The sequence below is a fragment of the Paludibacterium denitrificans genome (assembly GCF_009707705.1).
GTDB lineage: Bacteria > Pseudomonadota > Gammaproteobacteria > Burkholderiales > Chromobacteriaceae > Paludibacterium_A > Paludibacterium_A denitrificans.
Genome location: NZ_WLYX01000001.1, coordinates 2,281,039 through 2,297,933, shown reverse-complemented (window position 1 = coordinate 2,297,933; position 16,895 = coordinate 2,281,039). Strand labels below are relative to the sequence as shown.

The window sequence follows — 16,895 nt, the reverse complement described above, 5'->3', positions numbered from 1 at the left end:
GTTTGCGGGCAAAGATTTATGAATAACCTTCAGGGAGCAGAACTTTATGACAAAGAGACATTTACAATCCATCGTTAAACTGACTACGTCTCGTTTGCCTAGAAGAGTAACGTCCTCCGCTTCGGCCTGTGCAACACAGACAGAAACCTGCAATCCCGCAGCACAGATCAGCCTGGAAGGACTCTCTACCAAGCTGACTGCGGGCGACATTCTATTTATTCGCGTGCCCGCCTACCCTTTCCACAAGGTAGCGGAAACAACCCAAAGCTGGACCAATCATGTTGGGATAGTTGTTGAGGCCAATCGGAGTGAGGTATTGGTCGCAGAAAGCAAGTTTCCCCTCTCGCGTATATCTCCTCTTGCCCGGTTCCTCTCCTCTGCAGAAGGAGGAAGGATCTCCGTTCAACGTCTGAACATAGGGTTAACCGATACCCAGCAGAACAGGCTTCAACAAGCAGCACGAGCCCGCTTAGGAGTTTTTTACGACACCGGATTTAATCTGCACTCAAAACGAGAGTTCTGCTCACGCTATGTTCATGAAATAATTCGTGAAGCAACCGGCACCCCGGTTGGCGAAGTTGAGACATTCTCAACCTTACTCACTCGCAATCCTCGCGCTGACTTGGGATTTTGGACACTCTGGTACTTTGGCAATATCCCGTGGAACCGGGAAACCATCACTCCCGCAAGCATGCTAAGAAGCGCTGCACTACACAGTGTTTTTGATGGCTATTTCAACGCCTAGACACCTACTCGCCCGACACCACAACCAACACCTATCGTCCTATAAGCCGCATCTAAACAAGGCTATTCAACATGCCATATCACGAACAACTATTACCAGCTGCTTTGATTATCACCCTGACCATAGCCTTCTTTATATTGGAATGTATCTATCCGGTAGAGAACTTCCGTATTCACATGGCTGGTACGGCCGCGCTGTACTGATGAACCTCGCCCAACTAGCCTTGGTCGGGTTGGGTGGCTTAACCCGGAATCGATTTTTTCGCGGGCATGCCCTATTTCATCTGGGAGCATGGCAGAGCCCCGCTCTGGAAGGTGCATTTTATTGGTTTGTTGGCACCTTCGTATTCTACTGGTGGCACCGCATAAGACATGCTAACGGTTTCTGGGTGATTTTCCATCAGCTCCATCACAGCCCTAGCCGTATCGAAGTACTGACATCCTTTTACAAACATCCAATAGAAATTGCGTCGGACTTGATCATCACCAGCTTACTCGTCTACTGCATTTTCGGAGGGACTGCCGAGGCAGGTGCCCGGACATCACTATTCAGTGCCGCAGGAGAGTACTTTTATCATGCTAACATTCGTACCCCAATGTGGCTTGGATGGTTCATCCAACGGCCAGAACATCATTCGATTCATCATGAACTGGACGTACATCAGTACAACTTTGGAGACATCACTTGGTGGGACCGACTGTTTGGAACATTTAAAGATAGTGAGAATTTTGCACCCCGCTGCGGTTTTCCGGTAAACAGGAAGAGCATTTACTGGCGATGCTCCGCTTCCAGAATGTCTATCACGACTAGGGGGCGGATTTCGGTTAGCAAAGAGAAAGGAAACTACTCTAGTTTGAATCAAACCAGAGTAGGCATCACTCATTTTTCAATGCTCCTGCATGTAATTTTGGTCAAGGAAGCATGGAACCAGCAACGAAAAAGGTTACAGCAAAAAATGCTGTAACCCTTAAATATTTGAATGGTGCCGGTGAGAGGAGTTGAACCCCCGACCTTCGCATTACGAATGCGCTGCTCTACCAACTGAGCTACACCGGCTAACCAACTTGGCAAAAAAGCCTTGAAACGGCTCAAGGCTTTTTAAATCTGGTCGGAGTGAGAGGATTCGAACCTCCGGCCTCTACGTCCCGAACGTAGCGCTCTACCAGGCTAAGCTACACTCCGCTTTTTTCAATTTCTCGGCAAGAAACCGAGGGGGTGAAATGTACCATAAACAACAAATTTTTACAAGCATTTTGGTCGGGGTGAGAGGATTCGAACCTCCGGCCTCTACGTCCCGAACGTAGCGCTCTACCGGGCTAAGCTACACCCCGAATACTTGCTGTTACTGCATCTGACAGTCTGCTACGGTGCTCCGGGAGGGAGTACAATTAGCGCCATCAGAGGACGCGCATTATGGAACAATTATGTGGTTTAAGCAACTCTCTTTTTATCGTTTGAGCAAGGAATTCCCCGTTGAAACGGCGCAACTTGCTGATGCACTGGATAAAACGCCTTTTCAACACTGTGGTGGGCTGGACTGGTTTTTTGAGGGCTGGGTACCTCCGGCCGCGCATCTGGATTCGCCGGTATTTGCGGTTCGTGACTGCCAGTTGGTAACGCTGAAACGCGAAGACAAGGTGCTGTAAGCGGGGGGTGATCCGTGATTTTGTCGAACTCAAAGTCAGCGAAATCGAGGACAAGGAACTGCGCAAGGTTGGCCGAAAGGAAAAACAGGCCATCAAAGAGCAGATTACGGACGATTTGCTGCCGCGGGCGTTTGTCCGTACCAGCCGCATGACGGCCTATCTGGATACCCAGCGTGGTTGGCTGATGGTGGACTCGGGCACGGCAAGCAAGGCCGAAGCGCTGGTATCCAAATTACGTGAAGCGCTGCCGCCCTTCCCGGCCGCTCTGCCACGCACGCAGATTGCGCCGCACACGGCGATGACCGACTGGCTGGCCGCCGGGGAAGCACCGGTCGGTTTTGAGCTGGATGCCGATTGCGAGTTGAAGGACAGCAGCGAAAATGGCGCGGTTATCCGTTGCACGCGCATGGACCTGACGGCCGAGGAAATCCGCCAGCATATTGCCACCGGCAAACAGGTGACGCGGGTTGGGCTGATCTGGCGTGAGCGCATCCGTTTTGTCTTGACCGATCAATTGCAGTTGAAGCGGATTCAATTTCTGGATGTGTTGCAGGAAGAAGCCAGCCGGGTAAGCGATGACCGCGAGAGCTTGTTCGAGGCGACCTTTACGCTGATGAGCGCGGAGCTGGGCGAACTGGTGGATGAGCTGGTTGAGGCGCTGGGTGGCTTGGAGGAGAGCCAAGCGGGCGGATCAACGGCGGCGGCACCGGTCGCGACGTCATCCGCGCCAGCGTCGTCTGGCGATAACACCTCGTCGGATGTCCCTTGGGATTGACCAGCAAATACAGCCGGGCCGGTTGGTAGCAATCAACCGGTTCGGCCAACCTGTGGTTGGACTTTGGCGTCACAAGGTAAGCAATTGTTTACCATAACTAAACAATATACTTCCAGATAACCGGTTTGTTCGAACAGGGTTCTGCCGTAAGCTGGTGACATCAAGACTTTGCAAGCGATGCCATCATGACAACACGACACCCCGCACTATTCATCTCCCACGGCGCGCCGACGCTGGCGCTGGAAGACAGCCCAACAGCGCATTTTCTGGAACAGCTGGGGCGGGACTTGCCACGGCCCCGCGCCATTGTGGTGTTGTCCGCCCACTGGGAAACGCGGCTCCCCACCGTCAGCCTGACTGCCGCGCCGGAAACGGTTTACGACTTTGGTGGTTTTCCACGCGCGCTGTACACCCTGCAATATCCGGCGGTAACGGATGTGAAGTTGGCCGAAAACGTGCGTGACCGCTTGGCGGCGGCGGGATTTGCTGTCGCCACAACGGACACGCATGGCTGGGACCATGGCGTCTGGACGCCACTGCTGCGCATGTATCCGCAGGCGGATATTCCGCTGGTCGCCGTCTCGCTGCCACACGCCGCCAGCGCTGAAGTGTTCTACCAGATGGGCCAGGCCTTGCGGGCACTACGCGACGACAATGTGCTGATTATTGGCTCGGGCAGCTATACCCACAACTTGTGGGCCCTGCAGCCGGAAGGCAGTGCCATACCGCAATGGGCGCAGCAGTTTGCCTTGTGGGTGGATCAGGCGTTGGCCGAACACCGTCTGGCCGATTTACTCGACTGGAAAAACCAAGCGCCGCTGGCTCGCAACAACCACCCGAGCGACGAGCACTTCAACCCGTTGTTTGCCATGCTCGGCGCGGCCAGCGATGGCGTCGCACCGCAACGCCTGCATGATGACTGGCGTTATGGTTCGCTGTCGATGGCCTGCTGGCGCTTCGATTGACGCGGTTAAGTTGGCCGAAACCGTTTCGGCCAACCCTGATATAACAAATGGCCATGCGGGGCTTCCGGCATGGCCATTTTTTTGCGCAGGCTAATGTATCAGCGTAACCACTGCACGCTCTGGTAAAACACAAAAGCCAGCAGCCAAGCCAGCCCCACCGACCAGACAACGGATAGCGAGGTAAATGCCAGGCTTTTGGATTCACGCCGGATGGCGGCTACGGTGGAGAGGCACGGCACGTAAACCAGCGTAAACAACAGGAAGCTCATGGCCGACACCCAATCCAGATGCTGTACCAGCGCCGCCCCAAGGCTTCGGAAACGCCGTAAATCACCGCCAGACTACCCAACAGGATTTCCTTGGCAACAAAACCAAACAGCAAGGCCACGGCCAATTCATGCTGGATGCCGATCGGGTCCAGCACCGGAGCCAGCACATCGCCCATGGCATTGGCCAGCGTGCGATGCTCACCGGCCGGAATGTGTGACACCAGCCACACCAGCACCACCCCCATCAGGATAAAGGTGGAGGCCAGTTCCAGAAACGCCCGCACCTCGGTCACGGCGCGGGCCAGCATCTGCCGCAGGCTGGGCAGCCGGTACGGTGGCACCTCCAGCAAAAATGCCTCACTGCCCTGATAGCGATCCTTGAACACCCGGGCGCTGAACATCGCCACCAGGAAACTGAGCGCATACAAACTGGTCAGCACCCACGGAGCCTGATGCGGCGTAAACAGCACCCCGGCAAAGAACACCACCACCTGCAACCGGGCGGAACACAGTGAAAACGGGATGATCAGCATCGACAGCAAGCGCTGATTGCGTTCACGCATCACCCGCGTCCCGAGAATGGCTTAAGCACATTGCAGCCAAAGCCCATCAGCTGCATGACAAAGCCCCGGCCATCCAGCCCCAGCCGGGCCATCAGCGCGTCAGTCAAATACGCCGCACGTGCCAGATAACCGCTGTCCTCCACCATGGCCATCAGGATGAAAAATACACACAGGATGGGCGCAAAAGTCAGCACCGTCGACACGCCCTGCCAGATACCATCCAGCAGCAAACTTTGCACGATAGTAAGCAACGGCGTCAGCCACGGCACCAGAGCATGCAGCTTGACCCAATCCAGCGCGCTGCTCACCACATCCTGCAACGGCGTACCGATCATATAGGTGGCGTTGAACAACAAGGCCATCAGCACAAAAAACAGCGGCAAGCCCAGCCATGGGTGCATCAGCCAATGGTCAACCTTTTCCGTCAACTGCGGCGGCATCTGCGCAGGCAGGCTCCACACCCCACGCAACAGCCCCTGCGCTTGGCTGATGGCCTGCCGCGTGTCCGGCACCTGCTCCAGCTGCGCCTGTACCGCTGCTCCCGCCCGTGACGCCAGCGTATTGAGCTGCGCCATCAGTTTCGGCCAACCTTCCACCCGTTTGGCCGACACCAGCGCAACCGGCGCCTGCAAGCGTTCGGCCAATCCGGCCACATCCAGCTCCACGCCCAGCAAACGGGCCTCGTCTGCCATGTTCAGGACAACCTGGCATGGCAATCCGGTTGCCATCACCTGCACCGCCAATGGCAACTGGCGATCCAGTTGCGAGGCATTCAACACCAGCAACACACCATCGAACGCGGTGCTACCCAGTACTTCACGCACCACCGCTTCATCATCGGTATAGCCGGTCAGGTCATTCACCCCCGGCAGGTCCACCAGCTCCACCATGTGGCCGCCGAGCAACAACTTGGCACTGGCCAGATCCACCGTCAGCCCCGGCCAGTTGCCCACCCGTTGCGACAGGCCCGTCAGGCGGTTGAACAGCGTCGATTTGCCGGTATTCGGCAAACCGATCAAGGCAAAACGTTTCATCCGGCCATCCTCACCTTGATCGACTTGGCCAGATTACGGCGCAGCAAGACCCGTGTGGCACCCACGGCCACTACCAGCGGGCCGCCAAACGGTGCCTTGCGCGTCAGGGAAAACGGATTGCCGGGGATCAACCCAAACGCCGCCACACGGCGGAATGCCTCGTCGGACACATCCAGCTGTTCCACAACCCCCTTTGCTCCCACAGGAAAGGTATCCAGTGACTGCATGGTTTGCTGCCTCATAAATAAGAATGGTTTTCAGTACCGAGTATACTGTAACTCATCTTGCCGGGACAGCACCGCACCACAACCTGCACAGGTTATGGCCCCGGGCGATGGCTAAGGAGTAGAATCACCGCCATTTCAGTCTTTCAAGAACGGACGCTCCGACTATGAGTATCAAATCCGACAAGTGGATCCGTCGCATGGCCGAACAACACCGCATGATCGAGCCGTTCGAACCCAACCAGATCAAGGTATCCAACGGGGAAAAAGTCATCTCCTACGGCACCTCGAGCTACGGCTACGATATCCGCTGCGCTGACGAGTTCAAGGTGTTTACCAACATCAACAGCACCATTGTCGATCCGAAGAATTTTGACCCCGACTCGTTTGTGGAAGTGGCTTAAAAAGGCTATTGCATCATCCCGCCCAACAGTTTTGCCCTGGCTCGTACCGTGGAATATTTCCGCATTCCGCGCTCGGTGCTGACGGTGTGTCTGGGGAAATCCACCTATGCCCGCTGCGGTATCATCGTCAACGTGACGCCGTTCGAACCGGAATGGGAAGGCTATGTGACGCTGGAATTCTCCAACACCACCCCGCTGCCCGCCAAAATCTACGCCAACGAAGGCGTGGCACAGGTACTGTTTTTTGAATCGGACGAAGTTTGCGACGTTTCATATAGCGACCGGGCTTAAGCAAATACATGGGCCAGCAAGGCGTTACCCTGCCCAAACCCTGAACCGTTTCAAACCGTACCCAAAGGATGGCATAAGCCATCCTTTTTTTATCTGCCGCACAAAAACCTGCTCGCAATCCTGAATTAATGTTCTAGGATAAACATAGGGTTAGGCATCGTTCGCGATGTTTACTCCTCTGGCACAGCAAGCCAATTCTTCTTTGTGAGCGCCGCGGTTCCCCCTTGCCGCTGCGCTCTCTTTTTGTCGGTCGGTCAACATTTCTCCACTCAGCAGCACCCAATCAGGTTGTTCACTATTTAATTTTTTGCAAAGATAGTCATTACGTCAGTTTGCTTCACCTCGTACGCTCATCATGCCAACATCCATCTATGATTTTTCTGCCAGCGGTTTGCTGGGAGGCAGCATCAACCTGAACGACTATCGCGGTCAGGTCATGCTGCTAGTCAATACCGCCAGCCAATGTGGTTTCACCAAGCAATATGCCGGGCTGGAAGCGCTGCACCGCCGTTACGCAGAGCAAGGCTTGGTGGTGATCGGGTTTCCTTGCAATCAGTTCGGCCAACAAGAGCCGGGCGATGCGTCAAGCATTGGGGCTTTTTGCCAGAAAAATTTTGGTGTCAGTTTCCTGATGGCCGACAAAATCGATGTCAATGGCCCACACAGCCATCCATTGTGGAACTACCTGAAACAGGCCCAGCCGGGTGTACTAGGTAGCCACCGGATCAAATGGAACTTCACCAAGTTTCTGGTGGACCGCCGTGGTCAGGTGGTGCGCCGTTTTGGCTCCATCACCGCGCCATCAGCTCTAGCCCGCCACATAGAGGCCTTGCTATGAATGAATGGCTGAAGCTGGATAACCAGTTGTGCTTTGCCCTTTATGCCACCAGCCGTGCCATGACGCAGGCTTACCAGCCTTTGCTGGAGCCACTGGGACTGACGTATCCGCAATATCTGGTCATGCTGGTACTGTGGGAACAGGATGGTGTCAGCGTAAAACAGCTGGGCGAACGTCTGATGCTAGATTCCGGCACGCTCACGCCGCTGCTCAAACGTATGGAAATGAGTGGCTGGTTAAGCCGACGGCGTGCACAAGACGATGAACGCCGGGTGGATATTTTTCTGACCGATGCTGGCCGCGCGTTACGTCATGCCGCACTGGCGGTTCCGCAGCAACTCAGCCGCAAATACGCTGATCCGGCCAACCCTGAACTGACTCAGGTGCGCGAGCTACGCGATACACTGCGTGAACTGCTGACGCTGCTGCGTCAGGCACCGGCCAATCCGGAGGGCTAGGGTTCACACACCACTTGGTGAACCCACACATGACAAGGGCAGCAGATACCGGCCCTTTGTTTGTTACCACGTGGCAATAACGCGTTCAGATGGTTTCGCTGGCGATCAATACACACGGGTCATCGACTTCATGACGGGCATCGTCGGCCAGATGCCCCATCTCTTCATTCAGATGTTCCTGCATGTCGATCAATGCCGCCTGCAGGATGGCGCTTAGCCAGTTCGGCAGGCTGGGCATTAAATACCTCGGCCATGGCCCGCAACTCGGTACAAACTTCTCCGCTGATGGGAATTTCCAGTGTGCGCACCGCTTCGACATGGGTGACGCACTCGGTACCAAGACAACAGCAACGTCTGGCTTCCATTTGCTCCAGCAATTTGTTCAGGGCAAGTCCCATGGTGGAGTCCTCCTCCAAAGTTACCCTTATAAAATTAGAAGCTTAGCTGGAAAAATAAAGCAGAAAATCTACATCCCTTGCGTTGCGACAAGTTACAGAACGCACCTTAAACCTGACACGCGATGACCTGACCACGGCTTGATGGCGGACGTTACAGATGGCGGACTAGCCCTCACCGGCAGAGCAGCAGAACTCACCGGTCAATCGGCAATATCACCGTCCAGATAATACCAGTGGCCTTCTTCACGCACGAACCGGCTGGTCTCCTGCAAGCGGCACGCCCGGCCATTGACCTTGTAGCGCGCCACAAACTGCACCACGCCACGGGTATCGCTCATCTGTCCGTTCTGACAGTGCACAACGGTCAACCCCAGCCACTTGACCGGGTCTTGCGCCAGATCCAGCGCGGTAAGCCTTGTCGAGGCATGCCAAGTAGCCAGCAGATAGGCCTCCTGCTGACGGGTATAGGCGACATAGCGTGAACGCATCAGCGCTTCGGCGGTGGGAGCTGGTTGTTGCGGCGGGTCGATATAGCGTCCGCAGCAATTTTCATAAGACGCTGGCAAGCCACACGGACAGCCAACGGGAGCAGCGCTCGTCTTCTTGCTCATGATCATCAATAGCCGAGCCGGGGCAAACCGTAGACCCCGAGCAGGAAGTTGGTAAAGGCCGGATCGGCAGGCGGGTTTCTCAGTTTCGGCCAACGTTTACGCCAGTCGTGCAAACGCTTTTCCATCTTGGCCTGTGATTCATCCTGCGTCAGGCGATCCGCATCACGCTCGACCGCCAGATAGCGGTACATGGCGAAGGTGTTGTCATCCACCAGGTTGGCACCAACTACGCGTAAACGCACGATGTTCAGCTGATCAGCCGCCGCCGTACGGCTAAGGGTGCCACGCCCCACCTGAGCAGCCAGTTGACTGGCCTCGCGCCGCAAGATATCGATCTTGCTGTCGTGGCGCGGAGACGGCAGTGGAATGGTCGGCCTTACCGGCGGTCGACTTGGGGTGGCCGTCGGTGGAATCAGATTGGTGCAGGCGGACAACCATACGGCGCAACCGGCACAGAAAATGAGTCGTTTCATCGGCGACATGGTAGCGGATTCTCCCCAACAGGTGAAACCAGCCCGGCACAGGCATTCAGTCAAGGCCACGCCAGTGGTGCAAACCGCCATAAAAAAACACTGCCGGCATCAGCGCAGGCAGTGTTTTCGGCCAACGTTTAAAGGCTCAATCCGCCAGATGCTCGTACAGCGGCGTGGACAGATAGCGTTCGCCAAACGACGGAATCACCACCACAATCAGCTTGTAAGCAATTTTCCGGGCGTTTGGCCAATTGCAGCGCGGCCCATACTGCCGCACCAGACGAGATACCAACCAGCACACCTTCCTGTCGCGCCACCTGACGAGCGGTATCGAAGGCGTCATCGTTGGTAACGCGGACAATTTCATCATAGACAGAAGTATTCAGAATGATCGGCACAAAACCGGCGCCAATCCCTTGAATACCATGCGGGCCTTTCGGGCCACCAGACAAGACCGGCGAGGCATCCGGTTCCACCGCGACAATCTTCACCCCCGGCTTTTTCGCCTTGAGCGCTTCCCCTACCCCGGTGATGGTGCCGCCCGTGCCCACAGCCACCACGATATCCACCTGACCATCGGTATCGCGCCAGATTTCCTCGGCGGTGGTTTTACGGTGGATTTCCGGGTTGGCCGGATTTTCAAATTGCTGCGGCAGGAAATAGGTATCCGGATGCTGTTCCACCAGTTCACGCGCCTTGGCAATGGCACCGCCCATGCCATCCGGCCCCGGCGTCAGAATCAGCTCGGCGCCATAGGCACGCAACAGCATGCGGCGCTCGCGGCTCATGGTTTCCGGCATGGTGATCACCAGCTTGTAACCCCGGGCGGCGCAGACCATGGCCAGACCAATACCGGTATTGCCGGATGTCGGCTCAACGATGACGGTATCGGGACCGATCTTGCCTCTTTTTCTGCCGCGTCGATCATGGCCACGGCGATACGGTCTTTGACGCTGTGCGCCGGGTTAAAGAATTCCAGCTTGGCAGCCACGGTGGCGACACAGCCATCGGTAACACGGTTGAGCTTGACCAGCGGGGTGTTGCCGATCAGGTCGGTAACGGTATTGGCAATACGCATACGCTTGTTCTCCTATCGCGACCAAAACGAATGATTTATTCTCAACTATACTAAACGGCTGGAACAGCAGCCGCTAATATTGTTTCCTTATAACGATATCAACCTCGCTGGTAGCGTGCCGACATGTTCACCCCGCAAACCGAGTTACCACACCAGGCTGGCGCCGTACCCTGTACACCATCATCTTCGAGTCCGATACCACCGCTTACCGCCGCTTCGACCAGTTATTGATCCTGACCATCCTGCTGTCGCTGCTCACCGTCATTCTGGAGAGCGTGACGGCCATTCGCCGTGCATGGGGAACACAGCTGGCAACGCTGGACTGGGTGTTTACCATCCTGTTCACCATCGAATACGCGCTGCGCCTGCTTTGCGCCCCAGGCCCGCACGCTATGCGCGCAGCTTTTTTGGGGTGGTCGATCTGCTTTCCATTCTGCCGCTCTATATCGGGCTACTCATTCCCGAAAGCCGGGTGCTGGTGGATATCCGGGTGCTGCGCCTGTTACGGATGTTCCGTATTTTCAAACTCACCCGCTATGTCGGCGAGGCCAGCGAACTGTGGCGCGCGCTGACCACCAGCCGCCGCAAGATTGCGGTATTCATGGGAACGGTGGTTTTGCTGGAAATCGTGCTGGGAACACTGATGTACGTGATTGAAGGCGAAGCCCATGGCTTTACCAGCATTCCGGTAGGTATCTACTGGGCCATCGTTACCATGACAACAGTCGGCTTTGGCGACATCACGCCTAAAACACCGCTGGGGCAGGCGGTGGCCAGCGTGGTGATGATCATCGGCTACGGCATCATTGCCGTGCCCACCGGCATCGTCAGCGCCGAGCTGGCGCGCGGGCCGGAGGGCGACAAGGCATCACCGCCGTGCCGCTGCCCTCACTGCGCCAGCGACGGGCATGCTAGCGAGGCACGTTATTGCAAGGATTGCGGCGCAGCCTTGGCGCCGCCGGATCAGCCAGAACGAGGCTAAAGCGCGGAGTGCTCAAGCAGGCGCCGGTAGTGGGCAGCCATGGCAGCATCCCGTGCCACAAACCATATCTGGCGCAGAGTCGACTCGGTATGCTGCAGCCAGTCACACACCGCCGCCACGGCAATCTGGCTCGCCGCCGCAGCCGGATAGCCGTACACCCCGCAACTGATCGCCGGAAACGCCAGTGAGCCCAGTTGGTACTGCTGCGCCAAACCAAGGCTGGCACGGTAACAGGCCGCCAGCAAACCGGCTTCCCCATGGTTACCACCGTGCCATACCGGCCCGACGGTATGAATCACGTAACGCGCTGGCAAGGCATAGCCTGCAGTCATCCGCGCCTCACCGGTGGGGCACCCGCCCGTGGTACGGCATTCGGCCAACAATTGCGGGCTAGGCCGCACGATGGATCGCCCCGTCCACCCCGCCGCCGCCCAGCAGGCTGGAATTGGCGGCATTGACAATTGCATCCACGGCCAGCCGAGTAATGTCACCCTGCACCAGCGCCAGTTCCGTTGCTGCCACCTTCATCATCGCGTCCTCCCGCGGCTGGCCAATACCAGCCGCGCCAATTGCTCTGCCTGCTGGGCGATGCGCGTCTCGGCTTCGTCCATGGCCTGCGATAAGGTCATCGGCCGGTTGCAGAGCGAAAAACAGCCATCAAATGCGCGCACCAGTTGGCCATCGCCATCAGGCACCACCGCGCCTGACAACAGGCTGACCGGCACACCGGCCTGCCGCGCCATGGCCGCAACCTGGAGCGGCGCCTTGCCAGCCAGTGTCTGCCCATCGCTGCGGCCTTCACCAGTCAACACCCAGTCTGCCGTCTGCAAGGCGGCGGCCAACCCGATATGCCGGACCACGGCCTGCGCACCGGGATAAGGCCGTCCGCCCAATAATTGCAGAGCATAGCCCAAGCCTCCGGCTGCACCGCTACCGGCACGCTGACGACAAGGTTGGCCGAAAGCCGTGTCGGCCAGTTCGGCAAATCTGGCAATGGCGGCATCCGGGTCGCCACCTGCTCGGGCTGTACCCCTTTCTGTGGGCCGAATATCGCCGTGGCCCCATTTGGGCCGGTCAGCGGATTACTCACGTCCGACCAGATCTCCAGCTCGGCCTCGGCCAAAGGCGAGTCCAGCGCCGTGATATCGACCTGACAGATTTCGGCCAACCTTGCTTAAGCAACGCCGTAACTGGCTGGCTAAGCCGCATCCCGCAAATGCACGCCCAACGCGGCCAGACAACCGACACCGCCGTCATTGGTGCAGGAGCCGCCCAACGCCACGGCAAGACGTCGATGCCCGGCCTGTAGCAGCGCCGCCAGCATCTCCCCCACCCCACTGCTGGTGCGTGTCAATACCGAGCTGTCGGTCACATCAGGCAAGCCGACAATACGCGCCACTTCTACCACCACGGTGCCATCAGGCAACAGCAAGGCGGCGGAAGGCTTTAATTCCCCTTCCGCGTGATGGACCGGCACATGCAACCAAGTGCCACCTACCGCCGCGGCCAGCGCGGCCAGCGTTCCTTCGCCGCCATCAGCCATCGGCAGGAGGTCGCATTGCGCCGCCTCATCCGCGCGGCGAATGCCACAGGCCATGGCTTGCGCCACGGCCTGTGCCGATAACGAGCCCTTGAATGAATCCGGAGCCAGAACCCAGCGCATCGGCGCTCTCCATTGCGTTAATGACAAACAAAAACCCTCCGGCCACAGGCAACAGAGGGTTGGAGGATGAAACCAGACGGCGGGTTAGTCTGCCGCTTTCTCCTCGACTGCTGGAACCGGTGCGGCCTCGGGTGCCACCACCGCTGCCGCAGCAGGCTTGGGGGCGACCATCAGTTCCGCCGCTTTTTTCTCATCCGGCGTTACTTCCCCCACCGGCTTAGCTTAGCGAGATCAAAACGTTTGCCGCCACGCGCCAGCGATTTGATGTAACGCGGTTTGCGACAGTGATTGGCCACCACGCGCGAAATCAGCGTGGCCTCGAATTGAGGCAACGAGGCAATCAGGCTTTCGTGAATGCCCAAAGCCAGCGGACGGAACTGGCGGAACACCTCGAACTTGCTGTAAACATGTTCCGCAATCATCTCAGTCTGTTTTTTCTTGGACAGACTCTGCACTGCGGATTTGAGGGCGGCGCCCAGTGCCGTTTCAGTATTTGGCTTCATGAACTTCTATCTAGATCTGTTGATGCACAGGCAGCCAGCGCTGCCCGACCAGAAACCGGCATATTACCGGCCCTTGCCCCACAGTCATACGCAAGGCGTACCACCAAGGCGGGCGTTATCTTAATGCAGGTTGCCCGCGCATACCAGAAACAAAAGACACCAACGGGCTTCTGTCGGCTTTTTTACCAATGCCGACACGGCCACAGACGGCTCTGGCCCGGGGTTTTACGACAACGCTGACAGCTCTGCACGCTAACCACTGACGCCGCCATGCCTGTTAACTGTAGAACACAAAAAAGCCAAGAGCATCAGGCTCTTGGCTTTTTGATTGGTTGCGGGGACAGGACTCGAACCTGTGACCTTCGGGTTATGAGCCCGACGAGCTACCAACTGCTCCACCCCGCGGCAACTGCACGTCACGGTCAACAGCGTAACGTGATAACCACAATAAAGTATGAGTGTTGCCAAACAACGGGTTTTGTTGTTTATCACCGATATCAAGCCATGAATAATTAAATTCAACTTAATATCTGGCAACAGTTAAAACCCATGCCATTTAATTTATCTCAATGGAATGAGATAACTATTCTGGCAACACCTCAATACAAATTAAAGCGGTTGAATGTTGGTTGCAGCCGGGCCTTTTTGACCCATGCCTTTGGTGTAGCTAACTTTCTGGCCATCATGCAGCGACTTGAAGCCGTCTACTTTGATTTCAGAGAAGTGTGCGAACAAATCATCGCCGCCGTTGTCCGGGGTGATGAAACCAAAGCCTTTTGCGTCATTGAAAAATTTAACGGTACCGGTTTCCATTATGTATTCCTTTACTTAATGTTTTTGAGAGCCAATGCTCGAAAGAGCAAGATAATCAAGGAATAGATATTTGAACAATGGGGCACCGCTTTTGAGGAAGGGGACACAAATGTAGCGAAATAGATATGGAACTTGAAAACCCTGCAGTACCGTTATACGCACTCAGTACCAGCCGGTCAATCACTATTTGTGATTATTTTAAAATAAATGCCATTCCCCGTGAAAACAGCCCGTCGCCAGTGGTTGTGCCAAAGGGATTAGACAGGGCGGCGGCCGTGATGGACAGTTCCGCGGCGCATCCGGGCTCGCGCCTGATCGACGCCCTCCCCCCCCAGCGTTTGACCTGTCGACGCCCGAGCAGGCAATGCTTATCATGCTACCCGCATGGCCGAATGGTATATTTACCATGGTTTTATTTAGATCAACCCATTAAATTGAAAGTCAAGCCATCAATTATGAAGCTATCGCTTAAATCAAGATTGATACTGCTGGTAGTCATCAGCTTTGTCGGCATCGGCTTTCAGGCGGTGTCGTCCATCTGGATGGCGGCGCGCCAAGGGACGGCGCTACGCGAATTTGTCAGCCAGCAAATGGCCTTGCGTCAGGCCTCCACCACCAGTTACGCCCATGGCCTGCAGATGGGTCAGGCGCTGCGCAACTACCTGCTGGATCCAAGCAACGCCAAGGCCATGCAGAATTATCAAAACGCGCAGCAAAAATTCAGCAGCGAGATTGCTGTCTTGAAACAGCTGGATGCGGGCAACGACCACATCGCGCAGCTTCCCGCCACCGTGGAAGCGCTGCAAGGCAGCCAGCAGGCGATTATCCAGCTCGTCCAGCATGGCGAGTTTGACGCCGCCAAGGCCAAGCTGGTGCATGACGAAACGCCAAAATGGCGGGCGATCCGCGATATTCTGCTGGCCGAGGTCGAACAGGCCAATGCCGCCGCCAAGACCCGCGAAGCCGCCGTGCTGACCGATCTGGACAGCCATACCCTGCTGGCAGCCGTGGGCGGCCTGCTGTCGATGGTGCTGGTCGTGGGTGCCGCCTGCTATATCGGTCTGGAGATTTTCCGCCAACTGGGTGGCGAGCCCAGAGAAGTGGCCGACTGCCTGCAGAAGTTGGCCGAAGGGGATTTACGCCATCGGCTGGACAAGCCCGACCTGCAAGGCGATAGCGTGCTAGCCATGACCACCCGTACGCAGGAACAGATCCGCACCCTGATTGCCGAAGTGGTGCGCTGTGCCGAACGCGTCAGCCAGTCCAGCCAGACGGTTAGCCAGGAAACCGAGTTGCTGGCACAAACCTCTACCGAACAAAGTGCCGCCACTTCCGCCATTGCTTCGGCCGTGGAGCAACTGACGGAAAGCATCGCCAGCATGTCGGAAAGCGCACAGGACGTGCGCGCCTTGTCGTTGCAAAGCGAAAACGAAGGTGCCGAGGCGCGTACCTCGACCGAAACCGCTGCCGCCGCAATGCAAAAGGTACTGACCACGATGCAGGCGGCGACGCAAAGCATGGATAGCCTGCAGGCCAATATTGCCAACATCAACGGCATTGTCGTGACGATTCGCGATATCGCAGACCAGACCAACCTGCTGGCCCTGAACGCGGCGATTGAAGCGGCTCGCGCCGGTGAACAGGGGCGCGGCTTTGCCGTGGTGGCCGACGAAGTGCGCAAGTTGGCCGAACGCACTACCCGCTCGACCGAAGAAATCAATGGCATTGTAGAAAAAGTGGGCACCACGACCGACACGGCGCGTCTTGCGCTGGAACAGGCGCAAACCCGGGCCGAGGACGGCAGCCAGCGTGAAGATCAGGTTGCCAATGCAGTACAACGCATGGCTCAGGCGGCGGCCAAAGCGGCACAGGCTATGGAAGCCATCGCCTCCGGCCTGCAACAGCAGCGCGCTGCCAGCGACGACATCGCCAAGCGTGTGGAGCTGATCGCCAATGGCATTGCCAGCAACAGCGCCACCTCGACCGACACCAGCCGCCAGATGGAACAATTGGTAGGCTTGTCGGGTGAGCTCAAAGCCAGCGTATCGCGCTTCAAGGTCTGAGCCACCGTTTGCCGTCGTCCCAACGCCGAGGCCATGCCGCCTCGGCGTTTTGCTGTCTGGTCAGGCGCCACGTCCCTGCCCCTTTTTCCGTCTGATGAA

Annotated in this window: 16 protein-coding genes, 4 tRNA genes and 7 pseudogenes; 10 read left to right on the top strand and 17 right to left on the bottom strand. The window is 56.9% G+C overall.

Annotated features, from left to right (window positions below):
* Positions 1–46 precede the first annotated feature (46 nt).
* Complete coding sequence (locus tag GKE73_RS14995; protein ID WP_230370592.1) at positions 47–745, top strand: YebB family permuted papain-like enzyme; 699 nt, start codon at positions 47–49, stop codon at positions 743–745.
* 202 nt (positions 746–947) lie between these two features.
* Entirely contained in the window at positions 948–1,709 is a 762-nt protein-coding gene (locus tag GKE73_RS14990) for a sterol desaturase family protein (protein WP_230370591.1), read from the top strand.
* A gap of 16 nt (positions 1,710–1,725) precedes the next feature.
* On the opposite strand, the gene GKE73_RS14985 is transcribed toward GKE73_RS14990, so the two are convergent.
* From GKE73_RS14985 to GKE73_RS14975, 3 genes are all read right to left on the bottom strand, one after another.
* A tRNA-Thr gene (locus GKE73_RS14985) sits at positions 1,726–1,801 on the bottom strand.
* A gap of 49 nt (positions 1,802–1,850) precedes the next feature.
* Positions 1,851–1,927 (bottom strand) — tRNA-Pro (locus GKE73_RS14980).
* Positions 1,928–1,999: 72 nt separating this feature from the next.
* A tRNA-Pro gene (locus GKE73_RS14975) sits at positions 2,000–2,076 on the bottom strand.
* A gap of 93 nt (positions 2,077–2,169) precedes the next feature.
* Here GKE73_RS14975 and GKE73_RS14970 point away from each other — a divergent pair.
* Positions 2,170–3,166 (top strand): annotated as a pseudogene (locus tag GKE73_RS14970) (recombination-associated protein RdgC).
* 185 nt (positions 3,167–3,351) lie between these two features.
* Complete coding sequence (locus GKE73_RS14965; protein ID WP_230370590.1) at positions 3,352–4,131, top strand: DODA-type extradiol aromatic ring-opening family dioxygenase; 780 nt, start codon at positions 3,352–3,354, stop codon at positions 4,129–4,131.
* 98 nt (positions 4,132–4,229) lie between these two features.
* Here GKE73_RS14965 and GKE73_RS23855 read toward each other — a convergent pair whose 3' ends face one another.
* The 4 genes from GKE73_RS23855 to GKE73_RS14950 are packed head-to-tail and all read right to left on the bottom strand — an operon-like array spanning position 4,230 to position 6,224.
* Entirely contained in the window at positions 4,230–4,400 is a 171-nt protein-coding gene (locus GKE73_RS23855) for a hypothetical protein (protein ID WP_280954965.1), read from the bottom strand.
* Positions 4,397–4,963 (bottom strand): nucleoside recognition domain-containing protein, encoded by a 567-nt coding sequence (locus tag GKE73_RS23850; protein ID WP_280954964.1) that lies wholly within the window; start codon positions 4,961–4,963, stop codon positions 4,397–4,399. Before GKE73_RS23850 ends, GKE73_RS23855 begins: the two co-directional genes overlap by 4 nt.
* Complete coding sequence (locus GKE73_RS14955; protein ID WP_230370589.1) at positions 4,963–5,997, bottom strand: FeoB small GTPase domain-containing protein; 1,035 nt, start codon at positions 5,995–5,997, stop codon at positions 4,963–4,965. Before GKE73_RS14955 ends, GKE73_RS23850 begins: the two co-directional genes overlap by 1 nt.
* Positions 5,994–6,224, bottom strand: coding sequence for a FeoA family protein (locus GKE73_RS14950; RefSeq protein ID WP_230370588.1), 231 nt, complete (start codon positions 6,222–6,224; stop codon positions 5,994–5,996). Before GKE73_RS14950 ends, GKE73_RS14955 begins: the two co-directional genes overlap by 4 nt.
* Before the next feature lie 164 nt (positions 6,225–6,388).
* On the opposite strand from GKE73_RS14950, the pseudogene dcd reads away from it, so the two are divergent.
* The 3 genes and pseudogenes from dcd (at position 6,389) to GKE73_RS23845 (ending at position 8,212) form a co-directional block, all read left to right on the top strand.
* Positions 6,389–6,960, top strand: a pseudogene (dcd, locus tag GKE73_RS14945) (dCTP deaminase).
* A gap of 311 nt (positions 6,961–7,271) precedes the next feature.
* Positions 7,272–7,754, top strand: a complete 483-nt coding sequence (locus GKE73_RS14940) for a glutathione peroxidase (RefSeq protein WP_230370587.1) — start codon at positions 7,272–7,274, stop codon at positions 7,752–7,754.
* Positions 7,751–8,212 (top strand): MarR family winged helix-turn-helix transcriptional regulator, encoded by a 462-nt coding sequence (locus GKE73_RS23845; protein WP_280954963.1) that lies wholly within the window; start codon positions 7,751–7,753, stop codon positions 8,210–8,212. Before GKE73_RS14940 ends, GKE73_RS23845 begins: the two co-directional genes overlap by 4 nt.
* 164 nt (positions 8,213–8,376) lie before the next feature.
* Here the strand turns inward: GKE73_RS23845 and GKE73_RS14930 are convergent, their stop codons facing one another.
* From GKE73_RS14930 to cysK, 4 genes and pseudogenes are all read right to left on the bottom strand, one after another.
* Entirely contained in the window at positions 8,377–8,610 is a 234-nt protein-coding gene (locus GKE73_RS14930) for a hypothetical protein (protein ID WP_230370586.1), read from the bottom strand.
* 200 nt (positions 8,611–8,810) lie between these two features.
* Positions 8,811–9,221 (bottom strand): YchJ family protein, encoded by a 411-nt coding sequence (locus GKE73_RS14925; protein WP_230370585.1) that lies wholly within the window; start codon positions 9,219–9,221, stop codon positions 8,811–8,813.
* A gap of 5 nt (positions 9,222–9,226) precedes the next feature.
* Positions 9,227–9,694, bottom strand: a complete 468-nt coding sequence (locus GKE73_RS14920) for a hypothetical protein (RefSeq protein ID WP_230370584.1) — start codon at positions 9,692–9,694, stop codon at positions 9,227–9,229.
* Positions 9,695–9,839: 145 nt separating this feature from the next.
* Positions 9,840–10,772, bottom strand: a pseudogene (gene cysK / locus GKE73_RS14915) (cysteine synthase A).
* A 227-nt stretch (positions 10,773–10,999) separates the two neighbouring features.
* Here cysK and GKE73_RS14910 point away from each other — a divergent pair.
* A pseudogene (locus tag GKE73_RS14910) lies at positions 11,000–11,754 on the top strand (ion transporter).
* Here GKE73_RS14910 and GKE73_RS14905 read toward each other — a convergent pair.
* Positions 11,751–12,282 (bottom strand): annotated as a pseudogene (locus GKE73_RS14905) (O-acetyl-ADP-ribose deacetylase). The pseudogenes GKE73_RS14910 and GKE73_RS14905 overlap by 4 nt on opposite strands.
* Positions 12,282–12,731 carry a glycerate kinase gene (locus tag GKE73_RS23840; RefSeq protein WP_280955220.1) on the bottom strand — a complete coding sequence of 150 codons (450 nt, stop codon included), beginning with the start codon at positions 12,729–12,731 and terminating at the stop codon, positions 12,282–12,284. Before GKE73_RS23840 ends, GKE73_RS14905 begins: the two are co-directional and overlap by 1 nt.
* Between GKE73_RS23840 and GKE73_RS23835 the strand changes: the two genes are divergently transcribed.
* Positions 12,651–12,908, top strand: coding sequence for a hypothetical protein (locus GKE73_RS23835; RefSeq protein WP_280955262.1), 258 nt, complete (start codon positions 12,651–12,653; stop codon positions 12,906–12,908). The two genes, GKE73_RS23840 and GKE73_RS23835, sit on opposite strands and share 81 nt — an antisense overlap.
* On the opposite strand, the pseudogene GKE73_RS23830 reads toward GKE73_RS23835, so the two are convergent.
* The 4 genes and pseudogenes from GKE73_RS23830 to GKE73_RS14885 all read right to left on the bottom strand — a co-directional run.
* Positions 12,821–13,351, bottom strand: a pseudogene (locus GKE73_RS23830) (glycerate kinase); the annotation flags it as partial. The gene GKE73_RS23835 and the pseudogene GKE73_RS23830 sit on opposite strands and share 88 nt — an antisense overlap.
* 150 nt (positions 13,352–13,501) lie before the next feature.
* Positions 13,502–13,920, bottom strand: a pseudogene (locus GKE73_RS14895) (ProQ/FINO family protein).
* A 329-nt stretch (positions 13,921–14,249) separates the two neighbouring features.
* Positions 14,250–14,325 (bottom strand) — tRNA-Met (locus GKE73_RS14890).
* Between the two features lie 204 nt (positions 14,326–14,529).
* Positions 14,530–14,733, bottom strand: coding sequence for a cold-shock protein (locus GKE73_RS14885; RefSeq protein WP_230370582.1), 204 nt, complete (start codon positions 14,731–14,733; stop codon positions 14,530–14,532).
* 455 nt (positions 14,734–15,188) lie between these two features.
* Here GKE73_RS14885 and GKE73_RS14880 point away from each other — a divergent pair, with 455 nt between their 5' ends.
* Complete coding sequence (locus tag GKE73_RS14880; RefSeq protein ID WP_230370581.1) at positions 15,189–16,796, top strand: methyl-accepting chemotaxis protein; 1,608 nt, start codon at positions 15,189–15,191, stop codon at positions 16,794–16,796.
* Positions 16,797–16,895: the final 99 nt, after the last annotated feature.

Coding starts and splice junctions, on each gene's coding strand:
- GKE73_RS23855 (WP_280954965.1), bottom strand. CDS start 4,400: ATGAGCTTCCTGTTGTTTACGCTGGTTTACGTGCCGTGCCTCTCCACC.
- GKE73_RS14925 (WP_230370585.1), bottom strand. CDS start 9,221: ATGAGCAAGAAGACGAGCGCTGCTCCCGTTGGCTGTCCGTGTGGCTTG.
- GKE73_RS14955 (WP_230370589.1), bottom strand. CDS start 5,997: ATGAAACGTTTTGCCTTGATCGGTTTGCCGAATACCGGCAAATCGACG.
- GKE73_RS14950 (WP_230370588.1), bottom strand. CDS start 6,224: ATGCAGTCACTGGATACCTTTCCTGTGGGAGCAAAGGGGGTTGTGGAA.
- GKE73_RS14920 (WP_230370584.1), bottom strand. CDS start 9,694: ATGAAACGACTCATTTTCTGTGCCGGTTGCGCCGTATGGTTGTCCGCC.
- GKE73_RS14880 (WP_230370581.1), top strand. CDS start 15,189: ATGAAGCTATCGCTTAAATCAAGATTGATACTGCTGGTAGTCATCAGC.
- GKE73_RS14885 (WP_230370582.1), bottom strand. CDS start 14,733: ATGGAAACCGGTACCGTTAAATTTTTCAATGACGCAAAAGGCTTTGGT.
- GKE73_RS14990 (WP_230370591.1), top strand. CDS start 948: ATGAACCTCGCCCAACTAGCCTTGGTCGGGTTGGGTGGCTTAACCCGG.
- GKE73_RS23845 (WP_280954963.1), top strand. CDS start 7,751: ATGAATGAATGGCTGAAGCTGGATAACCAGTTGTGCTTTGCCCTTTAT.
- GKE73_RS14930 (WP_230370586.1), bottom strand. CDS start 8,610: ATGGGACTTGCCCTGAACAAATTGCTGGAGCAAATGGAAGCCAGACGT.
- GKE73_RS14995 (WP_230370592.1), top strand. CDS start 47: ATGACAAAGAGACATTTACAATCCATCGTTAAACTGACTACGTCTCGT.
- GKE73_RS14940 (WP_230370587.1), top strand. CDS start 7,272: ATGCCAACATCCATCTATGATTTTTCTGCCAGCGGTTTGCTGGGAGGC.
- GKE73_RS14965 (WP_230370590.1), top strand. CDS start 3,352: ATGACAACACGACACCCCGCACTATTCATCTCCCACGGCGCGCCGACG.
- GKE73_RS23850 (WP_280954964.1), bottom strand. CDS start 4,963: ATGCGTGAACGCAATCAGCGCTTGCTGTCGATGCTGATCATCCCGTTT.